This is a genomic window from Deinococcus aetherius (assembly GCF_025997855.1).
Lineage (GTDB): Bacteria > Deinococcota > Deinococci > Deinococcales > Deinococcaceae > Deinococcus > Deinococcus aetherius.
This window is the reverse complement of sequence record NZ_AP026560.1, coordinates 2,785,671-2,810,477: the sequence shown is the minus strand read 5'-3', so window position 1 is coordinate 2,810,477 and position 24,807 is coordinate 2,785,671. Positions and strand designations below refer to the sequence as shown.

Sequence of the window (24,807 nt, the reverse complement as noted above, 5' to 3'; positions counted from 1 at the left end):
TCGCCTCCAGGTCGGCGGCGGTCATCGCCATGCGGTCCTCGACCGTGGGTGCCGTGTACGCTGAGGCGTGAGCGGATACTTCGATCAGATGGCAGACCGTTTCCTTGCCTCGGTCATCAATCCGGTTCGCTGGGCCTACCGGCTGACCCACGATGTCCTTCCGTCCAATACAGGGTTTAGCGATGTCGAAGAGGCCAAGCAGCTTGCCGAAGCCTTCCTGAACAGCGGCCGTGCCACACCTACGCGCGAGGAAGCGTCCGCCATCGTTCGCCTGGCATGGCTGTTCGTGCAGGCGCCCGGGATTGGCACCCTGAGCGAACTTCACGCTGCGAGCAGGGGCAGGGGCCTGCCCGCAAACTCGCCAGAGCTGTACGAGTTGCTGGAGATCGCGGTGCAATTCCGCGCGTACATCCATATTCCCGGACACTGGGACGCCGCCCTGAGTGATGCCCTGGGGTAGGTAACCCATCAGCCGTCCCCCTCGGCAATACCCAGCAGCATCTCACTCAGTTCGTCATTGCTGGGGACCGGGTTCGTGAGCACATGCCGCTCGATCTGCCCGTACTTGCCCGGCCAGATGGCGACCGTCATATCGACGGCCACCACGAAGACTTTCGTCTTGTGGCCCATGCCGCCCCTGGTGCCGGGCCGGTTGTCCTTGAGGGTGAAGACGCTGCCCTCCTGAATCCAACTGACATCGGTCAGGAGAGTGGTGACCGGGAGAGTGGGCCAGGAGTGGTCCTCGCTGAGGTAGATGAAGGTGCCCGCGTCCTTCACGACGGGAATCTTCGTGACCTCGTCGCCCTTCTTGACCTCTGCAAAGCGCTTGCTATTGCTCCCCGCACCGCTTGGGCGCTTCCGGCCGCTCACTGGAGCACTTCCTTCACGAGGTGCCGCAGGTGCCCAATCTTCAGCTCTGCGGGGGAGAGACCTGCCTCTTCCATCGCCACGACCAACTTGCTCAGCAGGCGATCCAGGCGGCGGTAAACGCCAGACGTGAGCTTGTGCATTTCGCCCAGCACGTCCTCGGCATAGCCGTCCGGCTGATACAGCCGGACAAACTCTTCCAACGTCATGCTGCCAACCCGAACCCGCGTTCCCACACGGCTGTCGATGTCGGGGTTCTTCTCGATGATCCGCTCCAGGTTGACGTTAGCGACGAGCACGAACGTGCAGCCGGATTCATCCCCGATGTACTTCAGGGTGTCGAGGCAGTCGTAGTCGAGGCGCTGCCCCTCATCCAAGATGATGAGTTTGGGGTCTTCCCGGAGCTGCGAGACGACCACCGAGGTCTGGGCACGCCACCCACTTCCCGCGTTCACCCCCAGCAGCTCGGCGAATTTGTCCACGAGGTGCTTGGGCTGGTACTTCGGCTGCACGTGGACCAGCAGCACGCCCTCCTGTTGAGCCATAAACGCCACCGCCGTGCTTTTGCCGCAGCCGTTCGCCCCCGTGATGAGGCAGAAGGTGTCGTGGAGCGACCAGGCGAGCTGAATCTTGCCGACGATCTCGCGGAAGTTGCTGGTCAACTTAAAGTTCGCAGGAAGTCGGGTGTCGGAGAGGTCGGCTTCACGGAGATCGATGCCTACCACCTTCCCGGCGGAAACCAACGCTGTGGGTTTGGCCGCTTTCGTCATTTTTTCCTCCCTGGGAGCGTGTTTTTAATCACCGTCATGAACTCGTCGGCGGTCTGAGCGTCCTTACCTGCATCCAAGAACCTGCCGAAGTCCCCCACGTCCTCATCCCGGGGCGTGGTGGCGAGGCGGGCACGGCTGGTGGGAAGGGGCGCGGGGGCAACATCCACCACAGGCAGTTGGCTCGGGTCAGAGAGCGGGAGCGCACGCACGAGGGACTCCGCGATGTTCAGCTCCGGTCGGCGGTTGCGCTCGGCCTCCACCTCGACGCGCTCCACCAGGGCACGCCGGGCACCCTTCTCGATCTGCCGGACGGCCGCAGACTCGGCGCTGTCGGCCCACTCGGGCGCGGGCTCCACATCACCGAGGTAGGCATAGGTCCCGTCCTTGCGGGGGTAGACCACGCCGTACCAGCCCTCTGGGCTGAAGGCGTCCTCCATCAGGACCACGGTCCTCCCGGCATACCCGGCAAGCGCCCCCGTGGGCGACTTGAAGAGGCGGTTCTTGTACTGGATGCCGCTGTCGGGGGTGACCACCCGGCTGATCTGGCGGCAGAACAGCATGAAGAGTTCCTGGGGGTCGTAGAGCCGCAGGGTGTGGCGTGCGGCATCCCCCTGCACGCTGGACAGGAACTTCTCCTGCCGGGTCTCCCCGGTGTCCTGAATCATCTGGTGGTATTCGGTCACCAGCCACATCAGGACGACGGACTTGAACTCTTCTTCGGTCAGGTGCCGTTGCTGGCGCCCGGGATCACGTCCGGTCTCTGCCCACCGGAGGGTCCGCTCTCGCAGCGCCCGCAACTCCTCGCTGTCTCGCGCGACGGCGTTCATCCCGGCGTACCCGGTCAGAGCACGCTCGATCATCCCGTGGAGCGTGCCAAAGAAGCGCTCGATGGCTCCGCGCGTGTGAGACACGCGGGGGAGACTGTGGATGCTCTCGATCCCCAACGTGCTGACGATGCGCTCGACCTCACCACTGCGATATGTTTTGCCGTTGTCCCAGTAGATGGTGTTGGGCGTCCCGTACATGGGGTACAGGTGGGCGTACCGCCCCGTTTTGGGCGTCAGCGCGCGGAGGAGCGCGATGTTGGTCTGCGCCTGGTCCTCGTCCTCACTGAACGAAAGGCCCATGATGCAGCCGCTGTAAACGTCGATGACGGCGTGGACGCGGAGCCTGTAGAAGCGCCGCATGACAGGGTTAAAGACCTCTACATCACAGCGGGTCATGTCCATCTGCCACTGCGCGTTCGCGTGCAGGGCGTGAACCTTCCCGTTGTACACGCGCAGGAACTCCTTGCGCTGCTTGGTGTCACGGAACATCAACTGCATCGCGGGATCGACCATCAGCTCCTGCTGAATCACCCGAACCGTTCGCGGCTCGATCCGCTTCACGCTGCCGCCCTTGGTGCTGTAGGTCATCAGGTGTGGCACCGAACGCTCCAGAGCCCGATAAACCGCGCTGGCGCTTACGCCTGGGCGATTGTTGAGAAAGGCGGCTGTAACAAGCTCCCGCACCTCCTCGGGGAACCGCCGCCTCCCCCTGTCAGATCGCCCCTGCCGCGCCAGGGCGTAAGGGCTATTTGCCCCCTCCTCCAGGGCGTGAACCCAGCGCTGCACCCTGCGGGGGTGAACCTCCAACTCGCCAGCTAAGCGCTCGACCGCCGCACCTCGCTCCCGGCTGTGGCGCCGGGTCCTCAGGACGACCTGCAAGCGTTGGTGGAGGTCGTGGGTTTGCGGGTCGAGGGGGGAAAGCAGTGGCACCTTTGGAGGTGTGCGGAAGGACAAATTGGGTGTCCCTCCGCACGCCTGGGGCGGCGGGGCGGGGACTTCGGGGTTCAGCAGCACTGGGACACCGTTTTCCCCATGTCCTTCCGCACTGATCTCGATGTCCTTCCGCACTGTCCCTCCGCACACCTGCGGAAGGACATGTCCCTCCGCAAGAATCGGGAGGCCCAGGGTCCTCACATCGACAAAGGCGGTACGTACCGAACCCACCCTCGCCTTTACGAAGTGGTACTCGACGTAGACGTGCTCTCCAGCCAGCCGCCTCGTGATGGTCTTGGTGGACCTTCCAGTAGCCACGGCGCATTCCTCCACGGTCAGCAAGTGCGTTTTGCGTTCTTCGCTGTACCTAGACACTCGCCCCCCCCCGGGCCGCTCGCTTTTTCGTGCTGCTAGACGTGTTTTCTACTCGCTTAAGCGAGTGACCGGACGAAAAAAAGTAGTCCGCCTTCACGTCCAAACCCCGGGCGAGAGCCTGGATAGTCGGAAGGGAAACAGCCGCCCCCTTCCTTCCATTCACGATGTCCGAGACGTGACCCGTACTGAGACCGGATAGGCGGGCAATTTCCGCCTGCGAACGCCCGAGTTCACGCATACGCTCCTTGACTAGATCAGCGATCACTCAACCCTCCTTTACTCGCATATGTGAGCAGTCTACACTCACACATGTGAGTAAGTCAACGATAGAGAGGGAGTTCGAAGGTCTTCAGAAGACGCTCGCCAGCCCCAACGGACCCTTTAATCGGCTCATAGCGGCCTACATGCGGAAACACAGCCTCCGCAAGATCGAGGAGTTCGCAGCGGTCAGTAGCATCGGGGAAACGACGCTGTACAACATCGTTCTTGGGAAGAAAACGGCGTCGGGCAAAACTCAGAAAACCTCGGTGGACACATTGAAGAAACTCGCCGAAACCTTGAACGTTCCCATGCACGAACTGCTCTACATGCTAGAACCTGACGGGTTCGGACACGACAAGCTCGAAGCCCACATCCCGGTCGTACAGGTGCCAGTCCAGGTAGCCGGGCTCGTCGGCGCCGGGAAGACGCAGTTCACGGCGTCGGACACCGAGGTCTTCGTGGAGGAGGACTTCGCGCGTGGGCGTGACCTCGTCGCCTTCAAAGTGTACGGAAACAGCATGGAGGGCGGAAAAACCCCCATCCACGACGGCGACGTGGTCATCGTGAACCAGCTCGACAAGAGCCTAGTCGGCTCGGCAGTAGTGGCCCGCATCTCGGACGACGGGTATGTCTGCAAACGGCCACTCTTAGGCGAGGGCGGACGGCTCCAGCAGCTCGTGAGCACCAACCTCGACTATGAAGACCCGCAGTTCAGGATCATTGGGGCCGAACGAGTGGAAGAGGTCGTGGGCCGAGTGATCAGGATCGTCCACGACGCCGTCTAACTCCGATGACAAATAATTCTGTGCAGGAGCCCCGGGAACCCTCGAACCGGAACCGTTCCACGACCGACCGGCACGTTTCGCGCGGAACCGGAAAAGCGCCCACTGCATAAGCGCTTTGTTCCTGCCGGTTCAGCCTGGTTCCGGTTATTTCGCCAAATAATTCTGCCAAGCAGCATAGGGGTAAATCTGCACACAACAGTAGGGCCAGAGGAGGGGGCATGTCCGCCGAGACGTGCCCTCTCCTTTTCTGTTTGCACCGTTTCTATTTGCACCGTGTCCCCAATTCCTTGAACGCTTGTTCAAAGAATGCTACGGTTCGCGCATGACCGCCTCCCCGACTCCCGGCAGCCGTCCCAGCATCGGCATTACCGCCCTCGGCATGTACGCGCCGCCCACCGTCGTCACGAACGCGGACTTCGAGGCGCGCATGGACACGAGCGCCGAGTGGATCGAGGCCCGCACCGGCATCCGCGAGCGCCGCTGGGCGGGCGAGGACGAGTACACCTCCGATATAGGCGTGCGGGCCGTGCGCGACCTGCTCGCCCGTGACCCGGACGCTCTGGAGGGCGTGGACCTCGTGATCTGCGCGACCGCCAGCCCCGACGCCCTCTTCCCCTCCACGGCGGCCCTGATCGCCGGGCAGGTGGGGCTCGCGGGGGCAGGGGCCTTCGACCTCTCCACCGCGTGCAGCGGCTTCGTCTACGGGCTGAGCATGGCCCACGGGCTGATCCTGGGCGGCACGGCCCAGCGGGTGCTCGTGGTGGGGGCGGAGGTGCTGTCCAAGATCATCGACAAAGGCGACCGGGGCACCGCCATCCTCTTCGGGGACGGGGCGGGCGCGGCGGTCGTGGGAGAGGTGCCGGAGGGGTACGGTTTTCAGGACTTCGTGCTCGGCGCGGACAGCGCGGGCGGGCCGAGCCTCTACGCCCGCTGCGTGGCGCCGAGGCTGCCGGGCGGGTTCCCGATGGGCGAGTACGCGGGCATGAACGGGCGCGAGGTCTTCAAATTCGCCGTGCGGGTGCTCGGTGACAGCGGGGGGCAGGTGCTCGCCAAGAGCGGGTTGAGCAGCGCCGATGTGGACTGGGTGATTCCGCACCAGGCCAACATCCGCATCATCGAGGCGGCCTGCGAGCGGGTGGGCCTGCCCATGAGCAAGACCGTGGTGAACCTGGGACGCTACGGCAACACGTCGAGCGCCACCGTGCCCCTCGCCCTGTGCGAGGCCGTCGAGGACGGGCGCGTCCGGGACGGGCAGCAACTCCTCCTCGTCGCGTTCGGGGGCGGGCTGAGCTGGGCGGCCTCCACGATGAAGTGGTGGGGCGGCGCGCCCAGCCTGAGGGGACGGGCCGAGCGCGAAGCGGTGACGGTGTGAGGGTCGCCGCCCCCAACATAGCGGCACTGTTTCCCGGCCAGGGCTCGCACGCCGTCGGCATGGGGGCTGACCTTGCCGCCACCTTCCCGGAAGCGGAGGCCGTGTACGCTGAAGCCGAGCAAACCCTTCCCGGCCTGCGCGCCCTGATCGAGACGGGCCCGCTCGAAGAGTTGACCCTCACCGCGAACCAGCAGCCCGCGCTCGTCGCCGCGTCGGTCGCCGCCTACCGGGCATGGCAGGCGCACACGGGCCTCACCCCCGCTTTTGCCGCCGGTCATTCCCTGGGCGAGTACAGCGCCCTCGTCGCCGCCGGAACGCTCGGCCTCGCGGACGCGTTGCGGTTGACCCGGCGGCGCGGCGAACTGATGCAGGAGGCCGTGCCCGTCGGAGTGGGGGCGATGAGTGCCGTGATGGGCAACCCCGACGTGGTGCGCGAGGTATGCGAGGGGGTGAGGGGCGTCGTGCAGCCCGCCAACTTCAACGCGCCGACCCAGACGGTCATCTCCGGGGAGCAGGCCGCCGTGGACGCCGCCGCCGCCGAACTCAAGGGGCGGGGCCTGAAGGTGATTCCCCTCAAGGTAAGTGCCCCCTTCCACTGCGCGCTGATGCAACCGGCCCAGGACGCTCTCACCCCGGACCTGCGGGCGACTACCTTCGGTCCCCTCGCCTTCCCGGTGGTGGCGAACGTGACCGCCGAGCCGAACGACGACCCCGCCGCCCTGCCCGACCTGCTTGCGCGGCAGATCACGGGGAGCGTGCGCTGGGTGGAGACAATTCAACGGCTCGCGGACCTGGGAGCGGACACCTTCGTCGAGTTCGGCCCCGGCACGGTCCTGACCGGCCTCGTCAAACGTCTTCTGCCCGACGCCCGGACCCTGAACGTGGGAAAATCGGGCGATCTCGGATGACCACACTGCCAACCCCCCAGACCCGCGAGGAACTTCTCCAGGCGCTCGCCCAGATGCAGGGGGAGGTGGTGACCTACTTCCGCAAGCTGTCCCCCGAGGAGTTCACGCGTGGCTCTGCCGAGGAGTGGTCCCCGGCCCACCACCTTCACCACCTGACCCTCTCGAACGCGCCGCTCAGCCAGGCGCTCCAAATTCCGCGCGACCGGCTGGGGCGGCGGGGCGGGGGCCGGGCCTCGCGCTCCTACCTCGACATCCGCGACCGGTACCGGGAGGCGCTGGCGGGCGGCGCGAGGGCCTCGGGCCGGTACGTCCCCGATCCGCAGGCCGACCAGGCCACGCTCGTCGAGGAGTACGCGGGGGCCACCGCCGCCGTCCGCACGGCGCTCGCGGGCTGGACCGACGCCGACCTCGACCGCTTCGCGCTGACCCACCCCGTCCTGGGCGAACTCAGCGTGCGCGAGATGCTGCTCTTCACCCTCTACCACAACCAGCACCACCTCGGCGGCGTGAAAGCCAGCCTGGAGCAGGCATGACCCAACCCCAGAAAATCGCCCTCGTCACCGGCTCCAGCCGGGGGCTCGGCCGCGCGATGGCCCTCTCGCTTGCCCGTGCGGGCTTCGGTGTAGCCGTGCATTACGGCCGGAATCAATCGGAGGCCGAGCGGGTGGGCGGGGACATCCGTGCCCTCGGCGTCCCCGCCCAGGTCTTCGGCGCCGACCTCTCCACGCCCGCCAACGCCGGAACGCTCGTCGAGACCGTCATCAAGGAGATGGGCCGCCTCGACGTGCTCGTGAACAATGCCGGGATCACCCGCGACACCCTCGCCGTCCGCATGAAGGACGAGGATTGGGATGCGGTCCTCGACACCAACCTGGGCAGCGCCTTCGCCGCCAGCCGCGCCGCCATCAAGTACATGATGCGAGCGCGCACGGGCCGCATCATCAACATCGCCTCCGTGGTGGGGCTGATGGGCAACCCGGGTCAGGCCAACTACGTCGCCAGCAAGGCGGGTCTGATCGGCCTGACCAAGGCCCTCGCCAAGGAGTACGGCGGGCGCGGCATCACCGTGAACGCCGTCGCCCCCGGCTTTATCGAGTCGGACATGACGGCGGGGCTCCCCGAGGACGTGCAGAAGACCTACCTGGGCGGCATCCCCCTGGGCCGTTTCGGCCAGCCGGGGGAGGTCGCCGCGCTCGTGGCGTTCCTGGCCTCGGACGCCGCCGGGTACATCACGGGGCAGGTCATCGGGGTGGACGGGGGGCTGTACCCGCACTGAAGGTTGAGGAGTACGCTCCTCTCGCCCCGTGAAGTCCTGGCTTGGCTGGACGCGCCCCCCAGGAAACCGGGAGCTTTCCCTTGGCCGCCGAGCTTGAACCCCGTCCAGCCTTTTTTGCCTCCGGGCGGGTCGCGTGTAGACTGGCGCGAGACTTCAGACCCAGGAGGTATGTGAGCATGGCAACATTCGAGGACGTGAAGGAAGTGATCGTCGAGAAACTCGGCGTGGACGCGGACAAGGTGACCCCGGAGGCCCGTTTCGTGGAGGACCTGGGTGCCGACAGCCTGGAGACGGTCGAGCTGATCATGGGCCTGGAGGACAGGTTCGGCATCAGCATCAGCGACGAGGACGCCGAGCAGATTCGCACTGTGCAGGCCGCCGTCGATTACATCGGCTCCAAGCAGTAACACAAGCGCCCGTCAGGAAGCAATCGGGAGCCGGGTGGGCGCGGGGGAGACCGTGTGCCCGCCCGGTTCCCCGTGGAGGGCAGTTCTAAGGGGGAGAGGGCAGCATGAGCGTGACGGGACTCAAGCGGGTGGTGATCACGGGCGTGGGCCCGGTCACGCCCATCGGGACGGGGGCGGAGGCGTTCGCCCAGGCGCAGCGGGCGGGGAAAAGCGGGATCGGGCTGATCGACCGCTTCGACACCTCGAACGTGGCGAGCAAGATCGCGGGGCAGGTGCAGGGCGACCTCGACGAGTTCGTGGACCCCCGCGAGGCGCGCAAGCTCGACCGCTACGTGCAGCTCGCGCTGGCGGCGGCGGAACTCGCCGCGCGCGACAGCGGCCTGTCCGAGGAGGAGCTGCGCGGCGAGCGGGTCGGGACCGTGATCGGCAGCGGCATCGGCGGGGTGAAGACCTTCGAGGAGCAGGCGGGCGTGCTGCACTCGCGCGGCCCCGGGCGCATCAGCCCCATGTTCATCCCCATGATGATCGCCAACATGGCGACCGGCCACATCGCCATGCGCTACGGCTCCACCGGGCCCAGCAGCACCGTCGTCACCGCCTGCGCGACCGGGACGGGGGCCGTCGGGGACGCGGCGCGCTACATCCAGCTCGGCCTCGCCGACGTGATGCTGGCGGGCGGCACCGAGGCGGCGGTCACGCCCATCGCCATCGGCGGCTTTTCCAACATGAAGGCCCTGTCCACCCGCAACGACGAGCCGGAAAAGGCCAGCCGCCCCTTCTCCGCCAGCCGCGACGGCTTCGTGCTGGGCGAGGGGGCGGGCGTGCTCGTCCTGGAGGAGTACGAGAAGGCGAAGGCGCGTGGGGCGACCATCTACGCCGAAATCGTCGGCTACGGCACGAGCGCCGACGCGCACCACATCACCATGCCTGCCCCCGAGGGTCGCGGGGCGCAGGTCGCCATGCGGATGGCCCTCGCCACGGCGGGCGTGAACCCGGAACAGGTCGGCTACGTCAACGCCCACGGGACGAGCACCCACTTCAACGACCTGCACGAGACGCAGGGGATCAAGCATGTCTTCGGCGAGCACGCGCACCACCTCGCCATCAGTTCCACCAAGTCGATGACCGGGCACCTGCTGGGGGCCGCCGGGGCGATTGAGGCCATCGCCGTCGCGCAGGCCCTCAGGGATGGGGTGCTGCCGCCCACCATCAACCTAACCGACCCCGACCCGGCCCTCGACCTCGACTACATCCCCGAGGGGGCGCGGGAGGCGCGGGTGGAGTACGCGCTGAGCAACTCCTTCGCCTTCGGGGGGCAGAACGCGGCGCTGCTGTTCAGGCGGGTTTGAGCCCTCCTATTGATGTGCCCCGGTGACCGTTCGTTTGCCGGGGCACGTCCGCTTTCGCTGAGAGGAACGCCGCCCGCGCCTTCATCGTCTCCTCTTAATGTTGTTGGGCTTTCGCTGAGCTGGCCCCGGGTTCATTACTCTGGGGCATGACCGTCCGCGCCGAGAAGCCCGTTTCGCCCCCTCCCGAGCCGCCCGCCCCACCCCCGGCCAGGCGGCAGCGCAAGGCGGCGCGGCAGGAGGCCGCCGGAGGGGCGCCCCGCACCCTCAGCACGGTCGCCAACCCGGAAAGCACCTTCCTCAACCGCGAACTCTCCTGGCTCGCCTTCAACGAGCGGGTTCTGGCCGAGGCGCGCGACGAGCGCAACCCCCCGCTGGAGCGGCTGAAGTACGCGGCGATTTGCGGCAGCAACCTCGACGAGTTCTTCATGGTGCGCGTGGCGGGCGTCCACCGCCAGATCGCGGCGGGGGTCTTCACCCCCAGCCCCGACGGCCTCCAGCCCCGCGAGACCCTGCGGCTCGTCCGCGAGCGGACCCACACCATGCTGCGCGAGATCGAGAAGGCCACCCGGGCGACCCTGAAGGTGCTCGCCGCCCACGGAGTCCGCCTCGTGCGCGTTGCCGACCTGGGCAAGCGGGCGCGGGCCGCCCTGCGCGAGCACTACCTTACCCAGATTCAGCCCGTCCTCACCCCGCTGGTGGTGGACCCCAGCCACCCCTTCCCGTACCTGAGCAACCTCAGCCTCAACCTCGCCGTGCTGCTCGACTCGGGCGAGGGCGAGGAGCCCGACTTCGCGCGGGTGAAGGTGCCCGTGGGCGTGCTGCCGCGCATCGTGCCTGTGGGGGACGCGCTGCTACTCCTGGAGGACGTGATCGCCGCGCACCTCGGGGACCTCTTCAAGGGGCGCACGGTGCTCGCCGCGCACGTCTTCCGGGTCACGCGCAATACGGACTACGAGTTCGAGGAGGAGGAGGCGGAGGACCTGCTCGCCACCATCGAGGACGGGCTGCGGCGGCGGCGCTTCGGGTCGGCGGTGCGGCTGGAGATGATGGGGGACACGCCCCCCGGGATCGTCACCTTCCTGCAAGAGCGGCTGGGGCTGGCGCGCGAGGACGTCTTCATCCTCGACGGGCCGCTCGGGACCGCCGACCTGATGGGCTTTCCCGCCGAGCGGCCTGACCTGTCCTTCCCGCCCTACGTGCCCGCCGTGCCCGACCTCGATGGCGACGACGACGAGGGCATCTTCTCCACCCTGCGGCAGAGCGACGTGGTGCTGCATCACCCCTACGACGGGTTCACCAACGTCCTGAACTTTCTGGAGGAGGCCTCGCGCGACCCGCAGGTCCTCGCCATCAAGCAGACGCTCTACCGCACCGGGGACGACCCCCGCCTCCTCGGCGCCCTACGCACCGCCGCCGAGAACGGCAAGCAGGTCGTGGCCCTGATCGAACTGAAGGCCCGCTTCGACGAGCAGCGCAACATCTCGTGGGCGAGGAAGCTGGAGCGCGCCGGGGCCCACGTCGTCTACGGCATGGCAGGTCTGAAGACGCACGCCAAGGTCACCCTCGTCGTCCGGCGCGAGGAGGGGGGGCTGCGGCGCTACGTCCACATCGGCACCGGAAACTACAACCCGAAGACGGCGCGGCTCTACACCGACCTGAGCCTGCTGTCCGCCGACCCCGACCTCGGGGCGGACGCGGCCGAGCTGTTCAACCACCTCACCGGGTACGCCGAGGCCGGGTACAGCCGTCTCCTCGTCGCCCCCGACACCGCCCGCAGCGGCTTCGAGGCCCTGCTGGGGCGCGAGGTGGAGCACGCGCAGGCGGGGCACGACGCCTGGGCACGGGTGAAGGTCAACCAACTGACCGACCCCGCCCTGATCGAGGCCCTGTACCGTGCCTCGCGCGGGGGCGTGCGGGTGGAACTCATCGTCCGGGGCGTGTGCTGTCTGCGGCCCGGCGTCCCCGACCTCTCGGAGACGGTGAGGGTTCACAGCCTGCTGGGGCGGTACCTGGAGCACGCGCGCATCTACGCCTTCGGCAATGCGGGGAGCCCCGAGGTCTACTTCGGGAGCGCCGACTGGATGAGCCGCAACCTCGACCGCCGGGTGGAGGTGATCGCCCCCGTCCTCGACGACCGCCACCGCGACCACTTCCTGCACATTCTGGAGACCGAGTGGGCCGACCAGCGCGGCTCGTGGGAGCTGAGCGTGGACGGCGTGTACCAGAAGCTCATCGGCGACTTCAGCGCCCAGCAGGCCTTCGCGGAGGCCCGCCACCCCGGCTGAGCGTGCCCGCCGCCGCGCCGGACGCCCTCTTCGACCTCGCCGTCAACCGCGCGCACGCGGCGCTGCGGGGGTTGCGACCGGGTGACCCCGCTCACGCCCTCGCCGAGTGGCACGCCCGCACCCGTTTCGCGCGCCGTGTGCCGCTGGAGGCGGTGCGGGTGGCCCTCTCGCAGAAGCCGGATGCTCCCGGTGAGTGGCACTGGGCGGGGGGACCCCAGGGGGGATGGGTGGCGGGGAAGGCGCCGTTTCCGTAGGGTCGCGGTGGAGGATCAAAGGGAGGTGGAGGGCTGGGTTGCTTGGTGGCCTGGCCCGCTCACCCCCACCCGGCCTCCCCCCTCAAGGGGGAGGAGAAAAGAAGCAGTTCAGTCTCCTTGATTACGTGAGGTAGAGGAGGCTCTTCTTTTCCCACAACCTACAACCCACGTCCCACCACCTCCAGCGCCACCCGCACCGCCCGCGTGATCTCGTCCTGTGGCAGGTAGGGCAGGGCGGGGCGGTCCTCCGGCACGGCCAGGGCGACCTGCGCGTTGGCCGGGACGTGCAGGAACCCGCAGGGCACATGGGCCCGGCCCGAGTGACTTAGGTGGTCGAGGGCGTAGTAGAGCACGAAGTTGCAGACGTACAGCCCGGCGGTGTTGCTGATGGACCCCGGGATACCCGCCTCCCGCCAGGCGTCCACGACGGCGCGCAGGGGCAGGGTGCTGAGGTAGGCGGGCGGGGCGCCGGGGTCTTCGTGGGCCGGGTGGTCGCGGTATACCTGCCCGGCGTTGTCGGGGATGTTGAAATCCATGACGTTCAGGGCGACCCGCTCGACCGTTGCGTGGGGACGGCCCGCCGCGAGTCCGGTCAGCAGCACGGCGTCCGGCTGGTGCGTGTCCAGCAGGGGGCGCAGGGTGGCCGCTGCCGCGTGCGGCTCGACGGGCAGGAGCGCCGAGACGACCCGCGCCCTGCCCACCGTCAGCCCGTCCAGCGCCTCCGCCGCCTGCGCGCTGGGATTGGCCGGGTGGGTGTGGAAGGGCTCGAAGCCGGTGAGGAGGAGCGTGGGCATGGGTGGGAGGATAGGACGCGAAGGCCCCTCACCCCACGCCACGGTTCACCCCCACCCCGCCCGCTATCCTCCCCCTGTGCCGGAACTGCCCGAGGTCGAGACCACGCGCCGCAAGATCGAGCCGCTGCTCGCGGGGCGCACCATCCTCAGCGTCACGCACGACGCGCCGCACCGCTACCGCGACACGCACCTCGCGCACGGGCGGCGGGTCAGCGGCCTCTCGCGCCGGGGCAAGTACCTGATGCTGCACCTCGCGGCCTCGGACGCCCGGGAGGGAGACCCCCACGACCTCGAATTCATCGTCCACCTGGGGATGACGGGCGGCTTCCGGCTGGAGGAGGGGCCGCATACCCGGGTGACCGTGGAGACGGACGTGGGGAAGCTCTACTTCCACGACCCCCGCCGCTTCGGCAAGATGGCGGTCGTGCCCGCCGGGGAGTACGGCGGGATGCCGACCCTCTCCGGGATGGGGCCGGAGCCGCTGTCGGACGAGTTCCGGGAGGAGGAATTCGCCCGCCTCGCCGCGACCTGTGGGGCCGTGAAGCCCTGGCTCCTCTCGCAGAAGCCCGTGAGCGGCGTGGGCAACATCTACGCGGACGAGAGCCTGTGGCGGGCCCGGATTCACCCCGCCCAGACCCGCCTCACCCGCGAGGAGGCCGGGCGCCTCTTCCACGCGATTCGCGAGGTGATGCACGAGGCGGTCGAGGCGGGCGGCAGTTCCCTCGGCGACGGCCTGGGCAACTACCGCCAGCACGACGGGGAGGCGGGCGCCTTCCAGGTGCGCCACAGGGTCTACGGGCAGACGGGGAAACCCTGCCCGCGCTGCGGCACGCCGATTGAGAAGATCGTGCTCGCCCAGCGGGGAACGCATTTCTGCCCCCATTGCCAGCAGTTGCGCGGGGAGGAAGGCCGATGACCGATCTCACCAACCTGCGCCTCTCCTACACCCGCGCCGAGTTACGCCGCTCGGACCTGAACCCCGATCCCCTCGCCCAGTTCCAGCTCTGGTTAAATGAGGCCCTCCGAGATGGCCTGCGCGAGCCCTATGCCCTCAGCCTCGCCACGGCGGACGCGGCGGGGAGGCCGGGCGTGCGAACGGTCCTGCTGCGGGGGGCGGACGAACGCGGGCTGACCTTCTACACGAACTACGACTCGCACAAGGGGCGTGACCTGGAGGCCAACCCGCAGGCCGAACTCCTCTTCCACTGGGCCGAGCACGAGCGGCAGGTGCGGGCCTACGGGCGGGTCGAGCGGGTGAGCGAGGAGGAGAGCACCGCCTACTTCCACGCCCGGCCCCGCGAGAGCCAGCTCGCCGCCCACGCGAGCGACCCGCAGAGCGCCCCCATAGTTGACCGCGAGGCGTTGGAGGCCAAACTCGCCGAGCTGCACGCCCGCTTCCCCGAGGGGACGCCCGTGCCCAGGCCCGACTTCTGGGGCGGTTACCGGGTGCGCGTGGCGGAGTGGGAGTTCTGGCAGGGCAGGCCCAACCGGATGCACGACCGCTTCCGCTACACGCGAGGGGGGGAGGGCTGGCGGATCGAGCGGCTGATGCCCTGACCTCCGGGGCCGCGCTAGCCTGAGCCCATGAAGGTCCTCATCGTCGTGGCGACCGCCGGGGAGGCCGCCCGGCTCGCGGACCTCCCCGCCCGCGTGGTCGTGAGTGGGGTGGGCCCGGTCGCGGCGGCGCTCGCCACACAGCGCGTGTTGCTGGAGAAGAGGTTCGACCTCGCCGTCAGCGCGGGGATCGGCGGCGCGTACCTGGGGAGCGGTTTGAGTCCCGGCGACCTCGCCGTGTCGAGCGTGATCGTGCAGGCCGACCTGGGGGCGCAGGACGGGGAAGACTTTCTCGACCTCGCGGCGCTGGGGCTGTCGGTCTTGCCCGACGCGCCGCACGCCGGAGTTTTTCCAGCCTGGGAGGGGGCGGTGGACCTGGCCCGGCGGCTGGGCGCTCCGTGCGGCCCCACCCTCACCCTCAGCACGGTGACGGGGAGCGCCAAGCGTGCCGGGGAACTTGCCCGGCGCCACCCCGGCGCGCTCACCGAGGGGATGGAGGGGGCGGGGGTGGCCCACGCGGCGCTGCTGGCGGGTGTTCCGGCCCTCGAAGTGCGGGGGGTCAGCAACCCCGTCGGTCCCCGCGACCGGGGCGCGTGGCGGATCGGGGAGGCGCTGGCGGCGACCCGACGCGGCTTGGAGGGACTGTTAAGCCTCTGATCCGGCGCCTGGGCCTGCCCCTCACCGCCCCCGCGTTACCCTGCGGTCATGAAGCTCTCCCCCCTGTCTTCCCGGAGCGCCGTGTGAACGCTCCCGCCTGGCGCGTTTGGCTCGTGGTGGCCCTGATGTGCGGGTGGGGCATCCTGGCGATCCGCTTCGTGCAGCGGGGGAACGTCCCCTTCGCCCTCCTGTGCGCCCTGCTGCTGATCACGAACGGCGTGACCCTCTGGCGGCTGACCCGAAGGGGAAAGTAGGCTCTCCCGCCGCGTCACCCCCGCAGTCGGGAGCGGTGCAACCGCCAGCCCGGGGCGCGGCACCACCGGATCAGGTCCCGGGTGGGCCGCACCACGCGCGGCGTCATCCACGACTGCGAGGGCTTGTGCAGGGCCCACCCGCCGCCGAGGGTGATCGCCGTGTGCTGCACCTGACCTGAGTGGTCGCGCCAGACGAGGATCGTGCCCAGGTGGTCGTCGTGTCCGCCGCGCCGGGTGCGCTCGGCCAGAAACGCCTCGAAGGGCTCGCGCTGTACCCACTCCCGCTCCCCGCCCGGCACGCCCGCCGCGCCCATCACCGTGCCGAAACAGTTCGGGCCGCTCGCGTGCGGGAACGTCCCCGCCAGCTCGCGGGCGCGGGGGAGGACGGACGTGGCGGCTGTCCACACGGCGTCCGGTACCTCCGCCCTCCGGCAGTTCAACTGCCCCTGCGCGACCGCTCGCGCCAGGACGGCAGGAGCTATGAGGGACGGCCACCACACGAAGCGCGTCCCCGTCAGGTGCGGGAGCAGGTCGGCGAAGTCGCGGACGGGCGGCACCGCTCCCCGCCCGTGCCGCACCTGCGCCCTCAGCAGCGCGCGGCGGGAGGCCGGGGGAAGGGCCAGCCAGTCCTCCTCCGTGAGCCAGGCGATCCGGTTGGCTTCCGGCCGCACGAACCAGAGGGCGAAGGTATCCGTGTCACGTCCCGCTGGTGGAAAGGACACTTCTGCTCGTGGCACTGTCCCCACCCCAAGCCTCTCTGCCTCCTCCGCAGTCAGGAAGAAGGGCTGCCGCGCCGGGGCAAGCCATCCCGCCCACGCGTCCAGCAATCCGGGCGGGACGGGAATGCCCAGCACCTCCGTAACCTCATCCACGGGGCTCACAGGGGCAGGACGTACACCTCGCCTTCCTCGACGACCGTCTTGTAGATCCGCACGGGCTTGACGGCGGGGAGGGTCTTCGCCTTGCCGGTCGCCAGCTCGAACTTCGCCCCGTGCTTCTCGCAGGTGAGGCGGCCCAGACTCACCTCACCGCCCAGCAGCGGGTAGTCCTTGTGGGTGCAGTTGTTCCGCAGGGCGTAGAACGTGCCCTCGTACCTCACGACGACCACGCCCACGCCGTCCACCCGCACCTCCGTCTGGCTGCCCTCCGGCAGCTCCGCCTCCGCTCCCACCCGCACCCGCTCGCTCATGCGGGCAAGTCTAGCGGGGCGGGAGGGGGACAGGCGTCAGCCCGTCAGGCCCCGCACCCCGTCTCCAGCCGGGCCCGCAGCCCCGCCCCCGGCGTCCATTCGCTCGCCGTCAGCGCGTAGCCCTCGTAATAGGCGCCGAAGGTGATGACCTCCATCCGCCCGTCCCCGTTCAGGTCCGCGATCCCGGCGAGGGCGTGGAGGGTGGCGAGGGGCCCGAAGTCGGTGCTGTTCGGGTCGCGCGCCCTCAGCGCCACGTACGCGCCGAGGACGCTCGTCCGCACCCGGTTCCCGACGACGTGTCGCAGGAGGAGGACGCTGTAGTCGCCGGGCTGCCCGCTGGGCGGCGGGTACAGGCCCGAACCCTCCGCGAAGCGGCGCGCCTCGACGATCACCTCGTCCGTGCCATTCCCGTCGAGATCGGCGCGGACGACTCGGGTGACGTTCACGGCGGGCTCGCGCAGGCCCCGCTTCACCAGTTCGTCCCGAATGGCGGCGCGGTAGACGGCCCCGGTCACCGGGAGGACCGTGACGGGGCGGGGACGGCTCCGCGCCCCGGCGGGCGTGGCGACCGCGAAGGTCGGGAACCGGGGGCCCGGCGAGAGCGTCACGCCGAACGCGTCCGGGCAGGGCGCCCCGAACGACTCGGCCCGCGCTCCCCGGGCGGAGGCGACCTGTCCGCCCAACGCCTGCACCCGGTAGCCCTCACTGCCCCGCACGCGCCGCGCCGCGTCGCCGTCCTCCAGCCAGCGCCTCCCCTCCCACACCCCCAGGAGCGCGGCCTGGGAACTGCCGGGAATCAGGACGAGTGCGGGCTGCGGCCCGGCGGGAGCTGCGCGGGCCAGCGCCAGCGTCAGGGCCAGGAGCGCGAGGAGGGGCAGGACATGGCGGCGCATACGCCAGCGTACCGGAGGGGAGGCGACCCCCCACCCACCCTCCACCTTTCGAGGGATGAGTGGCGACCACATGAGGAGGTATGTACTTTCTTGAGTATCCCTCTCCAATTCTTCTTGTCCTGCCCCCGGAGGCCCCTATGGTTCAGACCGCCCTCAAGGCTCTTGCCGATGCCCTTTCCTGGCTCGCTGGTCTCGCCGTGCCCCTCGCCGTCGCGCTGGGGGCGGGGCTGGTGGCGCTGCTGCTCGTCGGCCTGCTCGACCGTGAACGTTTCCGGGCGGGGCTGGGGTGGGTGGGGGCGCGGCTGCCTGCCTTCGGGCGGTGGGCGCTCGTCGCGCTGGCGGTCGGCGTGGGCGCACTCGCGTTGCACGTCACGCGGCGGGCGGTGGACGCGCGGCTGGGAGCCCAGCAGAATGCCCGGTACGCGAACGCCGCCGACCCCGATGGGGGGCAGACCGTGCAGGCCTCCCCGCGCGTGAGTCTGCTCGACACCCGGACGTACACCCGCACCCTCGTCCTCCCCGCCGACGTGTACGCGCGGCTGCAACTCAACGGCGGCTGGGAGACGCTGCTCCCCTACTTCGGGGGAGTGCCCGGCCTGACCGTGCAGGACATCCGCGAGGGCTTCACCCGGCGTGGGCGCAACCTCGTCTACACCCGGGACGTGACTCTCCAGACGGAGTCGCCCCTGGGTCTGGACACCAGCCGGGTGAACGCCGACCTGCGCTTCGTGGACCCGGCGGGCGGGCGCGGCACGTACTACAACGCGACCTTCTCCGCCGACTACACCTTCACCAACCCGCGCGAGGAGCCCGTCACCGCGCGTTTCGTCTTTCCCCTGCCGCAGGGAAGCGGCACCCTGAGCGGCTTTCGCCTCACCGTGAACGGGCGGGGCTACCGGGCGAGCGACCTGCGCGAGGGCAGCGTCTGGGAGGGCCAGATCGGCGCCGGGCAGACGGTGCGGGTGAACGTCACCTACCGCCACCAGGGCTCGCGCGGCTGGAGTTATCGCCTCGCCGACCGCCGCGAGCCGTTGCGGAACCTCGACCTCAGCGTCACCGCCGACCGGCCCGCGAAGTTCGAGCGCTACAGCCTCTTTCCCACGGACGTCTCGCGTGACGGGCTGGGGCGGGCGCGCACGCTGCGCTGGCAGCTTCAGGACGTGATCACCGCGCAGAACGTCGCCGTCGTCTTCGCGCAGGGCAGCGTGAGGGAGATGCTCGCCAAGGTCGGGCTGACGGCGCCGCTGGCCCTGCTGCTCGCGCCGCTCCTCGTCCTCGGGTGGGCGGTGCGGCGTCGGCGGGTGATCGGGCCGTTGCCGCTGGCGGGGGCTGTTCTGGGGCTGGGGGTGGGGTTCACGCTGGGAGGTGTGCTCACCGCTTACCTGCCGCCGGTCGTCGCCCTGCCGTTGGGGGCGGGGGTGGGCGTGGCGTTCGGGGTGACGACGCTGGGGCGGGGGTACGTGCTTCCGCTGGGGGTGGCCGCGCTCGTGCCGCTCGTGTTTCTGGCCGTAGGGCACGCGGGGCTCTTGCTCACGCTGCTGGCGGGGGGGACGCTGGTGCTGCTGCTGGTGGCGGGGGGACGGGGGAGGGTGGCAGGGTAACTTGGTGCGACTTGACCCCTACCCCCCAACCCCCTGCCCCCGGAGCGGGCAACGTCTCCGCCGCGCGGGGCGGCCCGCGCGTTGACGCCAAGCTTGTTGACGTGTCTCTCCTCTAAGTGGAGGGGGAGCTTTCCGCTGCGCTCGGCAAGGACACACGGGCGGCGCGGGTGGACGTGTTCCTCTGAACGCAATGTGTGATCTTGTCGCGGCCCATCTGCGGGCCCACCGTCTCGCTGCGCGAGCGGACGTGGTCGTGGGCCTGGAGCGTTCAGTCACGACCACTTGGCAGGCGTCCGAATTGACGTTTTAACAACAAGCGAAGGCTTCGGCTTCTTTTGCCCCTCCCCCCTTGTGGGGGAGGCTGGGAGGAGGGTAAACGGAGCCTCCACCAGCGCCCCCAAACGCCCTATACCCCTGCTCTACGCCCCTCGTGGAGCCCCGCAGATCATCGCCCGCCCCCTCCCTACCTCTCCCCGTGCGCGTACCGCCGCCGGATGATCCGTCTCACGATCCAGTCCCCCACCCCGGGGAGGGCGTGGTCGAGGAAGGCGAGGGGGCGGTAGACGCGCGGCACGGTGACTTCGCGCTGGGGGCGGCCCAGCACGTCGGCGACGGCGCGGGCGACGACCTCGGGGCCGGGCATGGGGAGGCGGGCGGCGCGGGTCATCTCGCTGCGGACGAAGCCGGGGGCGATCAGGCTGACGGTGACGCCCGTGCCCAGGAGTTCGCGCCGCAGGGCCAGTGAGAAGCCGCGCAGGCCGAACTTGCTCGCCGAGTAGATGCCGTTCGTGGCCGCCCGCCCCGCCACCGAGCCGATGTTGACGATGTGCCCCGATTTCCGAGAGCGCATCTCCGGCAGCACCAGGCGGGTGAGTTCGATGGGAGATTCCAGGTTCACCCGCAGCACCCGCAGGGGGTCGGGGTCGTCCCACCACCAGCCGCGCTCGACAGTCACGCCCGCGTTGTTGACGAGCACGTCGACGGGGCCGAAGTGTTCCCGGGCCGTCTCGATCAGCGCCCGGCGGGAGTCGCCCTCGGTCACGTCGGTGGGCACGGCGAGGACGCGTGAGCCGCTGGGGTCGAGTTCGCGCGCCAGGGAGGCGAGGGTGCCTTCGCGCCGCGCCGCAAGGACGAGCGTGTGTCCGCGCCGGGCGAGTTCGTGCGCCGTCGCCCGCCCGATGCCGCTCGACGCGCCCGTGAGGATCACCACCTGCCGCTTTGCCTGAGTCGAGGTCATGGAGGGATGCTACGCGGTGGTCGGGGAGACACCCCCGGTTCCACCGCCCCGGGACCATCCCGCTCTCAGCCCCGGGTCAGCGGGGCGCGCCAGACTGGGCGGGTGAACCTTCTGCGTTCCCTGCTCCTGACGGGCGCCCTGGCGGGGGTGGCCGCCGCCGCCCCACGGATCGTCCCCATTCCCGCCCTGCCCCTCCCCTCCGGCCAGGCGACGCTGCCGGAACTCCAGCCCCTCCCCACACCCGCGCAACCCGCCCCACCGTTGCTGCCGCTGACGAACCCGCCCGCGACCCCTCCGGTCGCCCCCACGCTCTACCGCCCCGCCGACCCCCTGTTCGCGCGGCAGTGGAACCTGGAGGCCATTCGGGCGCCGGGCGCGTGGGCGCTGCTGGGGAGGGGGCACGGCGCCCCGGTCACGGTCGCCGTGCTCGACACCGGCTTCGTGCCCAGCCCCGAACTCACCGGGCGGGTGGTGAACGGGTACGACTTCGTCTCCGACCCCGCCCGGGCCGGGGACGGCGGCGGGCGCGACCCCGACGCGGGCGGGGTGGGCCAGTTCGCCTACCACGCCGAGGTGGTCGCCAACCTGATCGCGGCGGCGCACGACGGGCGCGGCATGGCGGGCATCAACCCGCAGGCCCGGGTGGTGCAGGTGCGGGTGGCGGGGGTGGACGGGTTGATCGACCCCCAGGACCTCGCGGACGCGCTGCGCTGGGCGGCGGGCCTCCCGGTGCCCGGCGTGCCCGCCAACCCGAGCCCCGCGCGGGTGCTCAACCTCAGCCTCTTCGCCGACTTCATCCCGCTGACGGGCTGTGACGCGCGGGTCCAGGCGGCCCTCGACGCCGTGGCCGCGCGGGGGGCGCTCGTGGTGGCGGGGGCGGCGAACGACGGGGCGGACGCGCGGGGGTACACGCCCGCCGGGTGCCGGGGCGTCCTGACGGTGACGAGCGTGACCGTAGCGGGGCAGCGGCCCGCCTACGCGAACTGGGGAGCGAGCGTCGCCCTCGCCGCGCCCGGCGGGGAGCCCGGCCACGGGGTCGTGGCGAGCAGCCTGAGCGGCCCCGGCGGCGAGCGCGACCCCGACGGCACCAGCTTCGCGGCCCCCCAGGTCGCGGGGGTCGCCAGCCTGCTCTTCGGCCTGAAGCCCGGCCTCACCCCAGCCCAGGTCCAGGGCGTCCTCGCCCGCACCGCCACCCCCTTCCCGGGCGGGCGCTGCGACCCCCTCGACCCCCGCAAGACCTGCGGCGCGGGCCTTCTCGACGCCGAGGCGGCGGTCCGCTCCTCACTGACGACGGCGCGGTCGCACTAGGCTCTCACCCGTTCAGGAGCAGGTTCTGCCACGGCGAGGGCGGCGCCGGGAGGTTCACCGCCACCGTGACCACCGTCCCCTCGGGCGTCCTGGGGTCGATGTTCAGCCAGTGGCTCACCAGGACGGGCGGGTCGGGCTGCGGGTCGAGGGCCCGCACGAGCACCCTTCCCCGCGCGGGCACGAACACGCACCAGCCCTCGGGCGCGGCGGTGAAGGCCCGCACCGGCAGGACGCTCTGAAGGGTCAGTTCCTCGGGAGTCACCCAGTATTCGACGAGCAGGCAGGCGTACTCGCGGGCCAGGTCATGCGGGTCGGGGTCGAACTGAATCTCCACGGCGTCGGGCAGGCCGGGGATGAGGTTGGTCCAGCCGGGAACCACGAGGCGCCCGCTGTGGAGGCTCCTGAACTGCCCGGACGTGCCGGAAGGGTCGGTCATGGGCGGCGGCCTACTTCGATTGCCTGTTCCGCAGCACGGTACGCACCAGGACGAAGCCGACCACGAAGAACAGCAGCGGCGTGAGGTTCACGGTGATCTCGGCGTCCTGCTCGGGCGTCAGGGCGTTTTGCCGCCGGTAGGTGATCATGCCCCCAGCCTACCCTCCCGGCGGTGTCCGCCTGTCCCCGCCACACCCCTAGGACACCCACGTTTCTTGAGTCCGGTCATGTTAACCTGGGGGACGGAGGTCGGGTCACGGCCCGGCGACACACACCTATGGATTACTACGAACTGCTGGGCGTCGCCAAGTCGGCGAACGCCGACGAGATCAAGAGCGCGTACCGCAAGCTGGCCCTCAAGTACCACCCCGACCGCAACAAGGAGGAGGGGGCCGCCGAGCAGTTCGCGCGCATCAACGAGGCCTACGCCGTGCTGAGCGACCCCGAGAAGCGCGCCCACTACGACCGCTTCGGCAGCGCGCCGGGGAACGGGGTGCCGGGCGGCGACCCCTTCGGCGGCATGGGTGGGGTGGGCTTCGACCCGATGGACATCTTCGAGCAGCTCTTCGGCGGAATGGGTGGTCGCGGGGGCCGCCGGGGTCCGGCGCGCGGCGACGACATCGAGACCGAGGCGCGCGTGACCCTGCTCCAGGCCCGCGCGGGCGAGGAGATCGAGGTCGAGGTGGACCGTCTCACGTCCTGCGAGCACTGCCACGGCAGCCGCACCGAGCCGGGCGGGAAGCCCCCCAAGACCTGCTCGACCTGCGGCGGCGTGGGGGCCGTCCGCGCCCAGGCCCGCACGATCTTCGGTGTGGTGGAGACCCAGCAGCCCTGCCCGACCTGCCGGGGCGAGGGGCAGATCATCCAGGACCCCTGCACGGTCTGCAAGGGCCGGGGCCGGACGCTGAAGGCCGAGACGGTCAAGGTCAAGCTCCCGCGCGGCATCGACGAGGGCTACCGCATCCGGGTGGCGGGCAAGGGGAACGAGGGGCCCGGCGGCAACGGTGACCTCTACGTCCACATCGAGATGGAGCCCCACCCCGAGCTGCGCCGCGAGCAGGAACACCTGATCCACACCGCGAGGATCGGCTTCGCCAAAGCGGCCCTCGGCGGCGAGGTCACGGTGCCCACCCTCGACGGCCCGCAGACCGTGGAGGTCAAGCCCGGCACCGGGCACGGCGAACTCCACCGCCTGCGCGGGCAGGGGTTGCCCCGACTCCAGGGCGCCGGAGTGGGCGACCTGATCGTCGAGTACGAGATCACGGTGCCCAAGCCGGGCCAGCTCAACCCCGAGGCGCGGGACGCCCTGCACGCCTACGCCCGCGCGGTGGGCGACGAGGTGACTGAACACCGCGAGGGCTTCCTGGGCAAGGTGGGCAAGATTTTCCGGGGCGAGTGAGGTCTTGAGAGGGGAAGGGGCGTGGCGAAGGGGGCCGCGCCTCCCTCGTTTTGTTTTCTGTATTTCTCTGGGGTCAAAGTCTTGCAGGAAGCCAGATGTCTTTCTCCCTCTCCCCTCGTGGGCGACTCGTAGAGCTGCGAAGCAGAGGGTTGGGGTGAGGGGGAAGGCGAGCCAGCCTCATCGTCAGGAAGATGCCTTCCCCGACCTCCAGGTCTCAGGACGCCGCGACGGTTCACGCCCACCCAGCTTCCCCCCTCTGCAAGCAGCTCTGCGAGTCAAGGGGGAGGAGCAATAACGTCGTTGCCATGTGGGCGATAAAAACTGTTGCTCAACCTTTGAGACAGGCCGTCAGAACCGCCGCACCAGCACCACCCCTGCCACCACCAGCGCGAGCCCCAGCACCCGCCCCGGCGTGAGGGGGTGGTGCGGCAGGCCCAGCCAGCCGAAGTGCTCCAGCACGCCCGCCGCGAGGAGTTGCCCCAGCACGGTGAGGCTGAGCAGGGTGGCGGTGCCCAGGCGGGGCGCCAGCGCGGCGAGCCCCAGCAAGTACACCAGCCCGAAGGCCCCTCCGACCCAGGTCCACCACGGCAGCCCCGCCCGCGCCAGCGCGGCGACGTGGCCGGGGCGCACCAGCAGGACGAAGGCGGCGAGCAGCAGCAGGGTGAGCGTCACGCTGACCAGGGCGGCCCAGGCGGGGTGCCCGGCGGCCAGCCCGAGGCGCGAGTTGGCCGCCGTTTGCAGGGGGATCGCGGTGCCCATCAGCACCGCCACGAGCATCAGGAACCAGGGCACGGGCCATGTTATCCCTGCCGTGTCC

General features: G+C 69.9%; 29 protein-coding genes. 17 read left to right on the top strand and 12 right to left on the bottom strand.

Annotated elements, in window-relative coordinates; genetic code table 11:
• Nucleotides 1-67: 67 nt before the first annotated feature.
• The gene (locus DAETH_RS14360; RefSeq protein ID WP_264775562.1) at nt 68-460 is read left to right on the top strand and encodes a hypothetical protein; all 393 of its coding nucleotides are present in this window, start codon (nt 68-70) and stop codon (nt 458-460) included.
• An 8-nt stretch (nt 461-468) separates the two neighbouring features.
• On the opposite strand, the gene DAETH_RS14355 is transcribed toward DAETH_RS14360, so the two are convergent.
• The 4 genes from DAETH_RS14355 to DAETH_RS24670 all read right to left on the bottom strand — a co-directional run bounded on the left by DAETH_RS14355 (nt 469) and on the right by DAETH_RS24670 (nt 4,037).
• Nucleotides 469-870 (bottom strand): hypothetical protein, encoded by a 402-nt coding sequence (locus tag DAETH_RS14355; protein WP_264775561.1) that lies wholly within the window; start codon nt 868-870, stop codon nt 469-471.
• The gene (locus tag DAETH_RS14350; protein ID WP_264775560.1) at nt 867-1,637 is read right to left on the bottom strand and encodes an AAA family ATPase; all 771 of its coding nucleotides are present in this window, start codon (nt 1,635-1,637) and stop codon (nt 867-869) included. Before DAETH_RS14350 ends, DAETH_RS14355 begins: the two co-directional genes overlap by 4 nt.
• Nucleotides 1,634-3,064, bottom strand: a complete 1,431-nt coding sequence (locus DAETH_RS14345) for an integrase catalytic domain-containing protein (protein WP_264775559.1) — start codon at nt 3,062-3,064, stop codon at nt 1,634-1,636. Before DAETH_RS14345 ends, DAETH_RS14350 begins: the two co-directional genes overlap by 4 nt.
• A gap of 700 nt (nt 3,065-3,764) precedes the next feature.
• A complete protein-coding gene (locus DAETH_RS24670; RefSeq protein ID WP_406585084.1) occupies nt 3,765-4,037 on the bottom strand; it encodes a helix-turn-helix domain-containing protein in 273 nt (90 codons plus the stop codon).
• Nucleotides 4,038-4,083: 46 nt separating this feature from the next.
• Here DAETH_RS24670 and DAETH_RS14340 point away from each other — a divergent pair, with 46 nt between their 5' ends.
• The 9 genes from DAETH_RS14340 (at nt 4,084) to DAETH_RS14300 (ending at nt 12,669) form a co-directional block, all read left to right on the top strand.
• The gene (locus DAETH_RS14340) at nt 4,084-4,818 is read left to right on the top strand and encodes a S24 family peptidase (protein WP_264775558.1); all 735 of its coding nucleotides are present in this window, start codon (nt 4,084-4,086) and stop codon (nt 4,816-4,818) included.
• A gap of 322 nt (nt 4,819-5,140) precedes the next feature.
• Entirely contained in the window at nt 5,141-6,190 is a 1,050-nt protein-coding gene (locus DAETH_RS14335) for a beta-ketoacyl-ACP synthase III (protein WP_264775557.1), read from the top strand.
• Nucleotides 6,187-7,098, top strand: a complete 912-nt coding sequence (gene fabD / locus DAETH_RS14330) for an ACP S-malonyltransferase (protein WP_264775556.1) — start codon at nt 6,187-6,189, stop codon at nt 7,096-7,098. The genes DAETH_RS14335 and fabD overlap by 4 nt, the downstream gene beginning before the upstream one ends.
• Entirely contained in the window at nt 7,095-7,631 is a 537-nt protein-coding gene (locus tag DAETH_RS14325; protein WP_264775555.1) for a DinB family protein, read from the top strand. Before fabD ends, DAETH_RS14325 begins: the two co-directional genes overlap by 4 nt.
• Nucleotides 7,628-8,374, top strand: a complete 747-nt coding sequence (gene fabG / locus DAETH_RS14320; RefSeq protein ID WP_264775554.1) for a 3-oxoacyl-[acyl-carrier-protein] reductase — start codon at nt 7,628-7,630, stop codon at nt 8,372-8,374. Before DAETH_RS14325 ends, fabG begins: the two co-directional genes overlap by 4 nt.
• A gap of 176 nt (nt 8,375-8,550) precedes the next feature.
• Nucleotides 8,551-8,781, top strand: a complete 231-nt coding sequence (gene acpP, locus DAETH_RS14315) for an acyl carrier protein (protein WP_264775553.1) — start codon at nt 8,551-8,553, stop codon at nt 8,779-8,781.
• Nucleotides 8,782-8,885: 104 nt separating this feature from the next.
• On the top strand, nt 8,886-10,130 hold the full coding sequence (gene fabF / locus DAETH_RS14310; RefSeq protein WP_264775552.1) for a beta-ketoacyl-ACP synthase II: 1,245 nt from the start codon (nt 8,886-8,888) through the stop codon (nt 10,128-10,130).
• Between the two features lie 146 nt (nt 10,131-10,276).
• Complete coding sequence (ppk1, locus tag DAETH_RS14305; RefSeq protein WP_264775551.1) at nt 10,277-12,415, top strand: polyphosphate kinase 1; 2,139 nt, start codon at nt 10,277-10,279, stop codon at nt 12,413-12,415.
• Nucleotides 12,416-12,417: 2 nt separating this feature from the next.
• Entirely contained in the window at nt 12,418-12,669 is a 252-nt protein-coding gene (locus DAETH_RS14300) for a hypothetical protein (protein ID WP_264775550.1), read from the top strand.
• Between the two features lie 158 nt (nt 12,670-12,827).
• Here DAETH_RS14300 and DAETH_RS14295 read toward each other — a convergent pair whose 3' ends face one another.
• Nucleotides 12,828-13,463, bottom strand: coding sequence for a pyroglutamyl-peptidase I (locus DAETH_RS14295; protein WP_264775549.1), 636 nt, complete (start codon nt 13,461-13,463; stop codon nt 12,828-12,830).
• A 76-nt stretch (nt 13,464-13,539) separates the two neighbouring features.
• Between DAETH_RS14295 and DAETH_RS14290 the strand changes: the two genes are divergently transcribed.
• From DAETH_RS14290 to DAETH_RS14275, 4 genes are all read left to right on the top strand, one after another.
• Nucleotides 13,540-14,379, top strand: a complete 840-nt coding sequence (locus tag DAETH_RS14290; RefSeq protein WP_264775548.1) for a DNA-formamidopyrimidine glycosylase — start codon at nt 13,540-13,542, stop codon at nt 14,377-14,379.
• Entirely contained in the window at nt 14,376-15,020 is a 645-nt protein-coding gene (gene pdxH, locus DAETH_RS14285) for a pyridoxamine 5'-phosphate oxidase (protein WP_264775547.1), read from the top strand. The genes DAETH_RS14290 and pdxH overlap by 4 nt, the downstream gene beginning before the upstream one ends.
• A gap of 27 nt (nt 15,021-15,047) precedes the next feature.
• Complete coding sequence (gene mqnB, locus DAETH_RS14280) at nt 15,048-15,674, top strand: futalosine hydrolase (RefSeq protein ID WP_264775546.1); 627 nt, start codon at nt 15,048-15,050, stop codon at nt 15,672-15,674.
• Between the two features lie 83 nt (nt 15,675-15,757).
• Nucleotides 15,758-15,928 carry a hypothetical protein gene (locus tag DAETH_RS14275; protein WP_264775545.1) on the top strand — a complete coding sequence of 57 codons (171 nt, stop codon included), beginning with the start codon at nt 15,758-15,760 and terminating at the stop codon, nt 15,926-15,928.
• A gap of 14 nt (nt 15,929-15,942) precedes the next feature.
• Here the strand turns inward: DAETH_RS14275 and DAETH_RS14270 are convergent, their stop codons facing one another.
• From DAETH_RS14270 to DAETH_RS14260, 3 genes are read right to left on the bottom strand one after another with little or no spacing between them, the layout of a single operon-like run.
• Nucleotides 15,943-16,800, bottom strand: a complete 858-nt coding sequence (locus DAETH_RS14270; protein WP_264775544.1) for a hypothetical protein — start codon at nt 16,798-16,800, stop codon at nt 15,943-15,945.
• A 5-nt stretch (nt 16,801-16,805) separates the two neighbouring features.
• Nucleotides 16,806-17,117 (bottom strand): Rieske 2Fe-2S domain-containing protein, encoded by a 312-nt coding sequence (locus DAETH_RS14265; protein WP_264775543.1) that lies wholly within the window; start codon nt 17,115-17,117, stop codon nt 16,806-16,808.
• Nucleotides 17,118-17,161: 44 nt separating this feature from the next.
• Nucleotides 17,162-18,010, bottom strand: a complete 849-nt coding sequence (locus tag DAETH_RS14260) for a hypothetical protein (protein ID WP_264775542.1) — start codon at nt 18,008-18,010, stop codon at nt 17,162-17,164.
• 137 nt (nt 18,011-18,147) lie between these two features.
• Here DAETH_RS14260 and DAETH_RS14255 point away from each other — a divergent pair, with 137 nt between their 5' ends.
• The gene (locus DAETH_RS14255; protein WP_264775541.1) at nt 18,148-19,611 is read left to right on the top strand and encodes a hypothetical protein; all 1,464 of its coding nucleotides are present in this window, start codon (nt 18,148-18,150) and stop codon (nt 19,609-19,611) included.
• A gap of 463 nt (nt 19,612-20,074) precedes the next feature.
• Here the strand turns inward: DAETH_RS14255 and DAETH_RS14250 are convergent, their stop codons facing one another.
• Entirely contained in the window at nt 20,075-20,848 is a 774-nt protein-coding gene (locus DAETH_RS14250; protein WP_264775540.1) for an SDR family NAD(P)-dependent oxidoreductase, read from the bottom strand.
• 102 nt (nt 20,849-20,950) lie between these two features.
• Between DAETH_RS14250 and DAETH_RS14245 the strand changes: the two genes are divergently transcribed.
• Nucleotides 20,951-22,156 carry a S8 family serine peptidase gene (locus tag DAETH_RS14245; RefSeq protein WP_264775539.1) on the top strand — a complete coding sequence of 402 codons (1,206 nt, stop codon included), beginning with the start codon at nt 20,951-20,953 and terminating at the stop codon, nt 22,154-22,156.
• 4 nt (nt 22,157-22,160) lie between these two features.
• Here the strand turns inward: DAETH_RS14245 and DAETH_RS14240 are convergent, their stop codons facing one another.
• On the bottom strand, nt 22,161-22,592 hold the full coding sequence (locus DAETH_RS14240) for a uracil-DNA glycosylase (RefSeq protein ID WP_264775538.1): 432 nt from the start codon (nt 22,590-22,592) through the stop codon (nt 22,161-22,163).
• 10 nt (nt 22,593-22,602) lie between these two features.
• Nucleotides 22,603-22,740 (bottom strand): hypothetical protein, encoded by a 138-nt coding sequence (locus tag DAETH_RS14235; protein ID WP_264775537.1) that lies wholly within the window; start codon nt 22,738-22,740, stop codon nt 22,603-22,605.
• A gap of 128 nt (nt 22,741-22,868) precedes the next feature.
• Here DAETH_RS14235 and dnaJ point away from each other — a divergent pair, with 128 nt between their 5' ends.
• Nucleotides 22,869-23,990, top strand: a complete 1,122-nt coding sequence (dnaJ, locus tag DAETH_RS14230) for a molecular chaperone DnaJ (RefSeq protein WP_264775536.1) — start codon at nt 22,869-22,871, stop codon at nt 23,988-23,990.
• 348 nt (nt 23,991-24,338) lie between these two features.
• On the opposite strand, the gene DAETH_RS14225 is transcribed toward dnaJ, so the two are convergent.
• Nucleotides 24,339-24,782 (bottom strand): DMT family transporter, encoded by a 444-nt coding sequence (locus DAETH_RS14225; protein WP_264775535.1) that lies wholly within the window; start codon nt 24,780-24,782, stop codon nt 24,339-24,341.
• Nucleotides 24,783-24,807 lie beyond the last annotated feature (25 nt).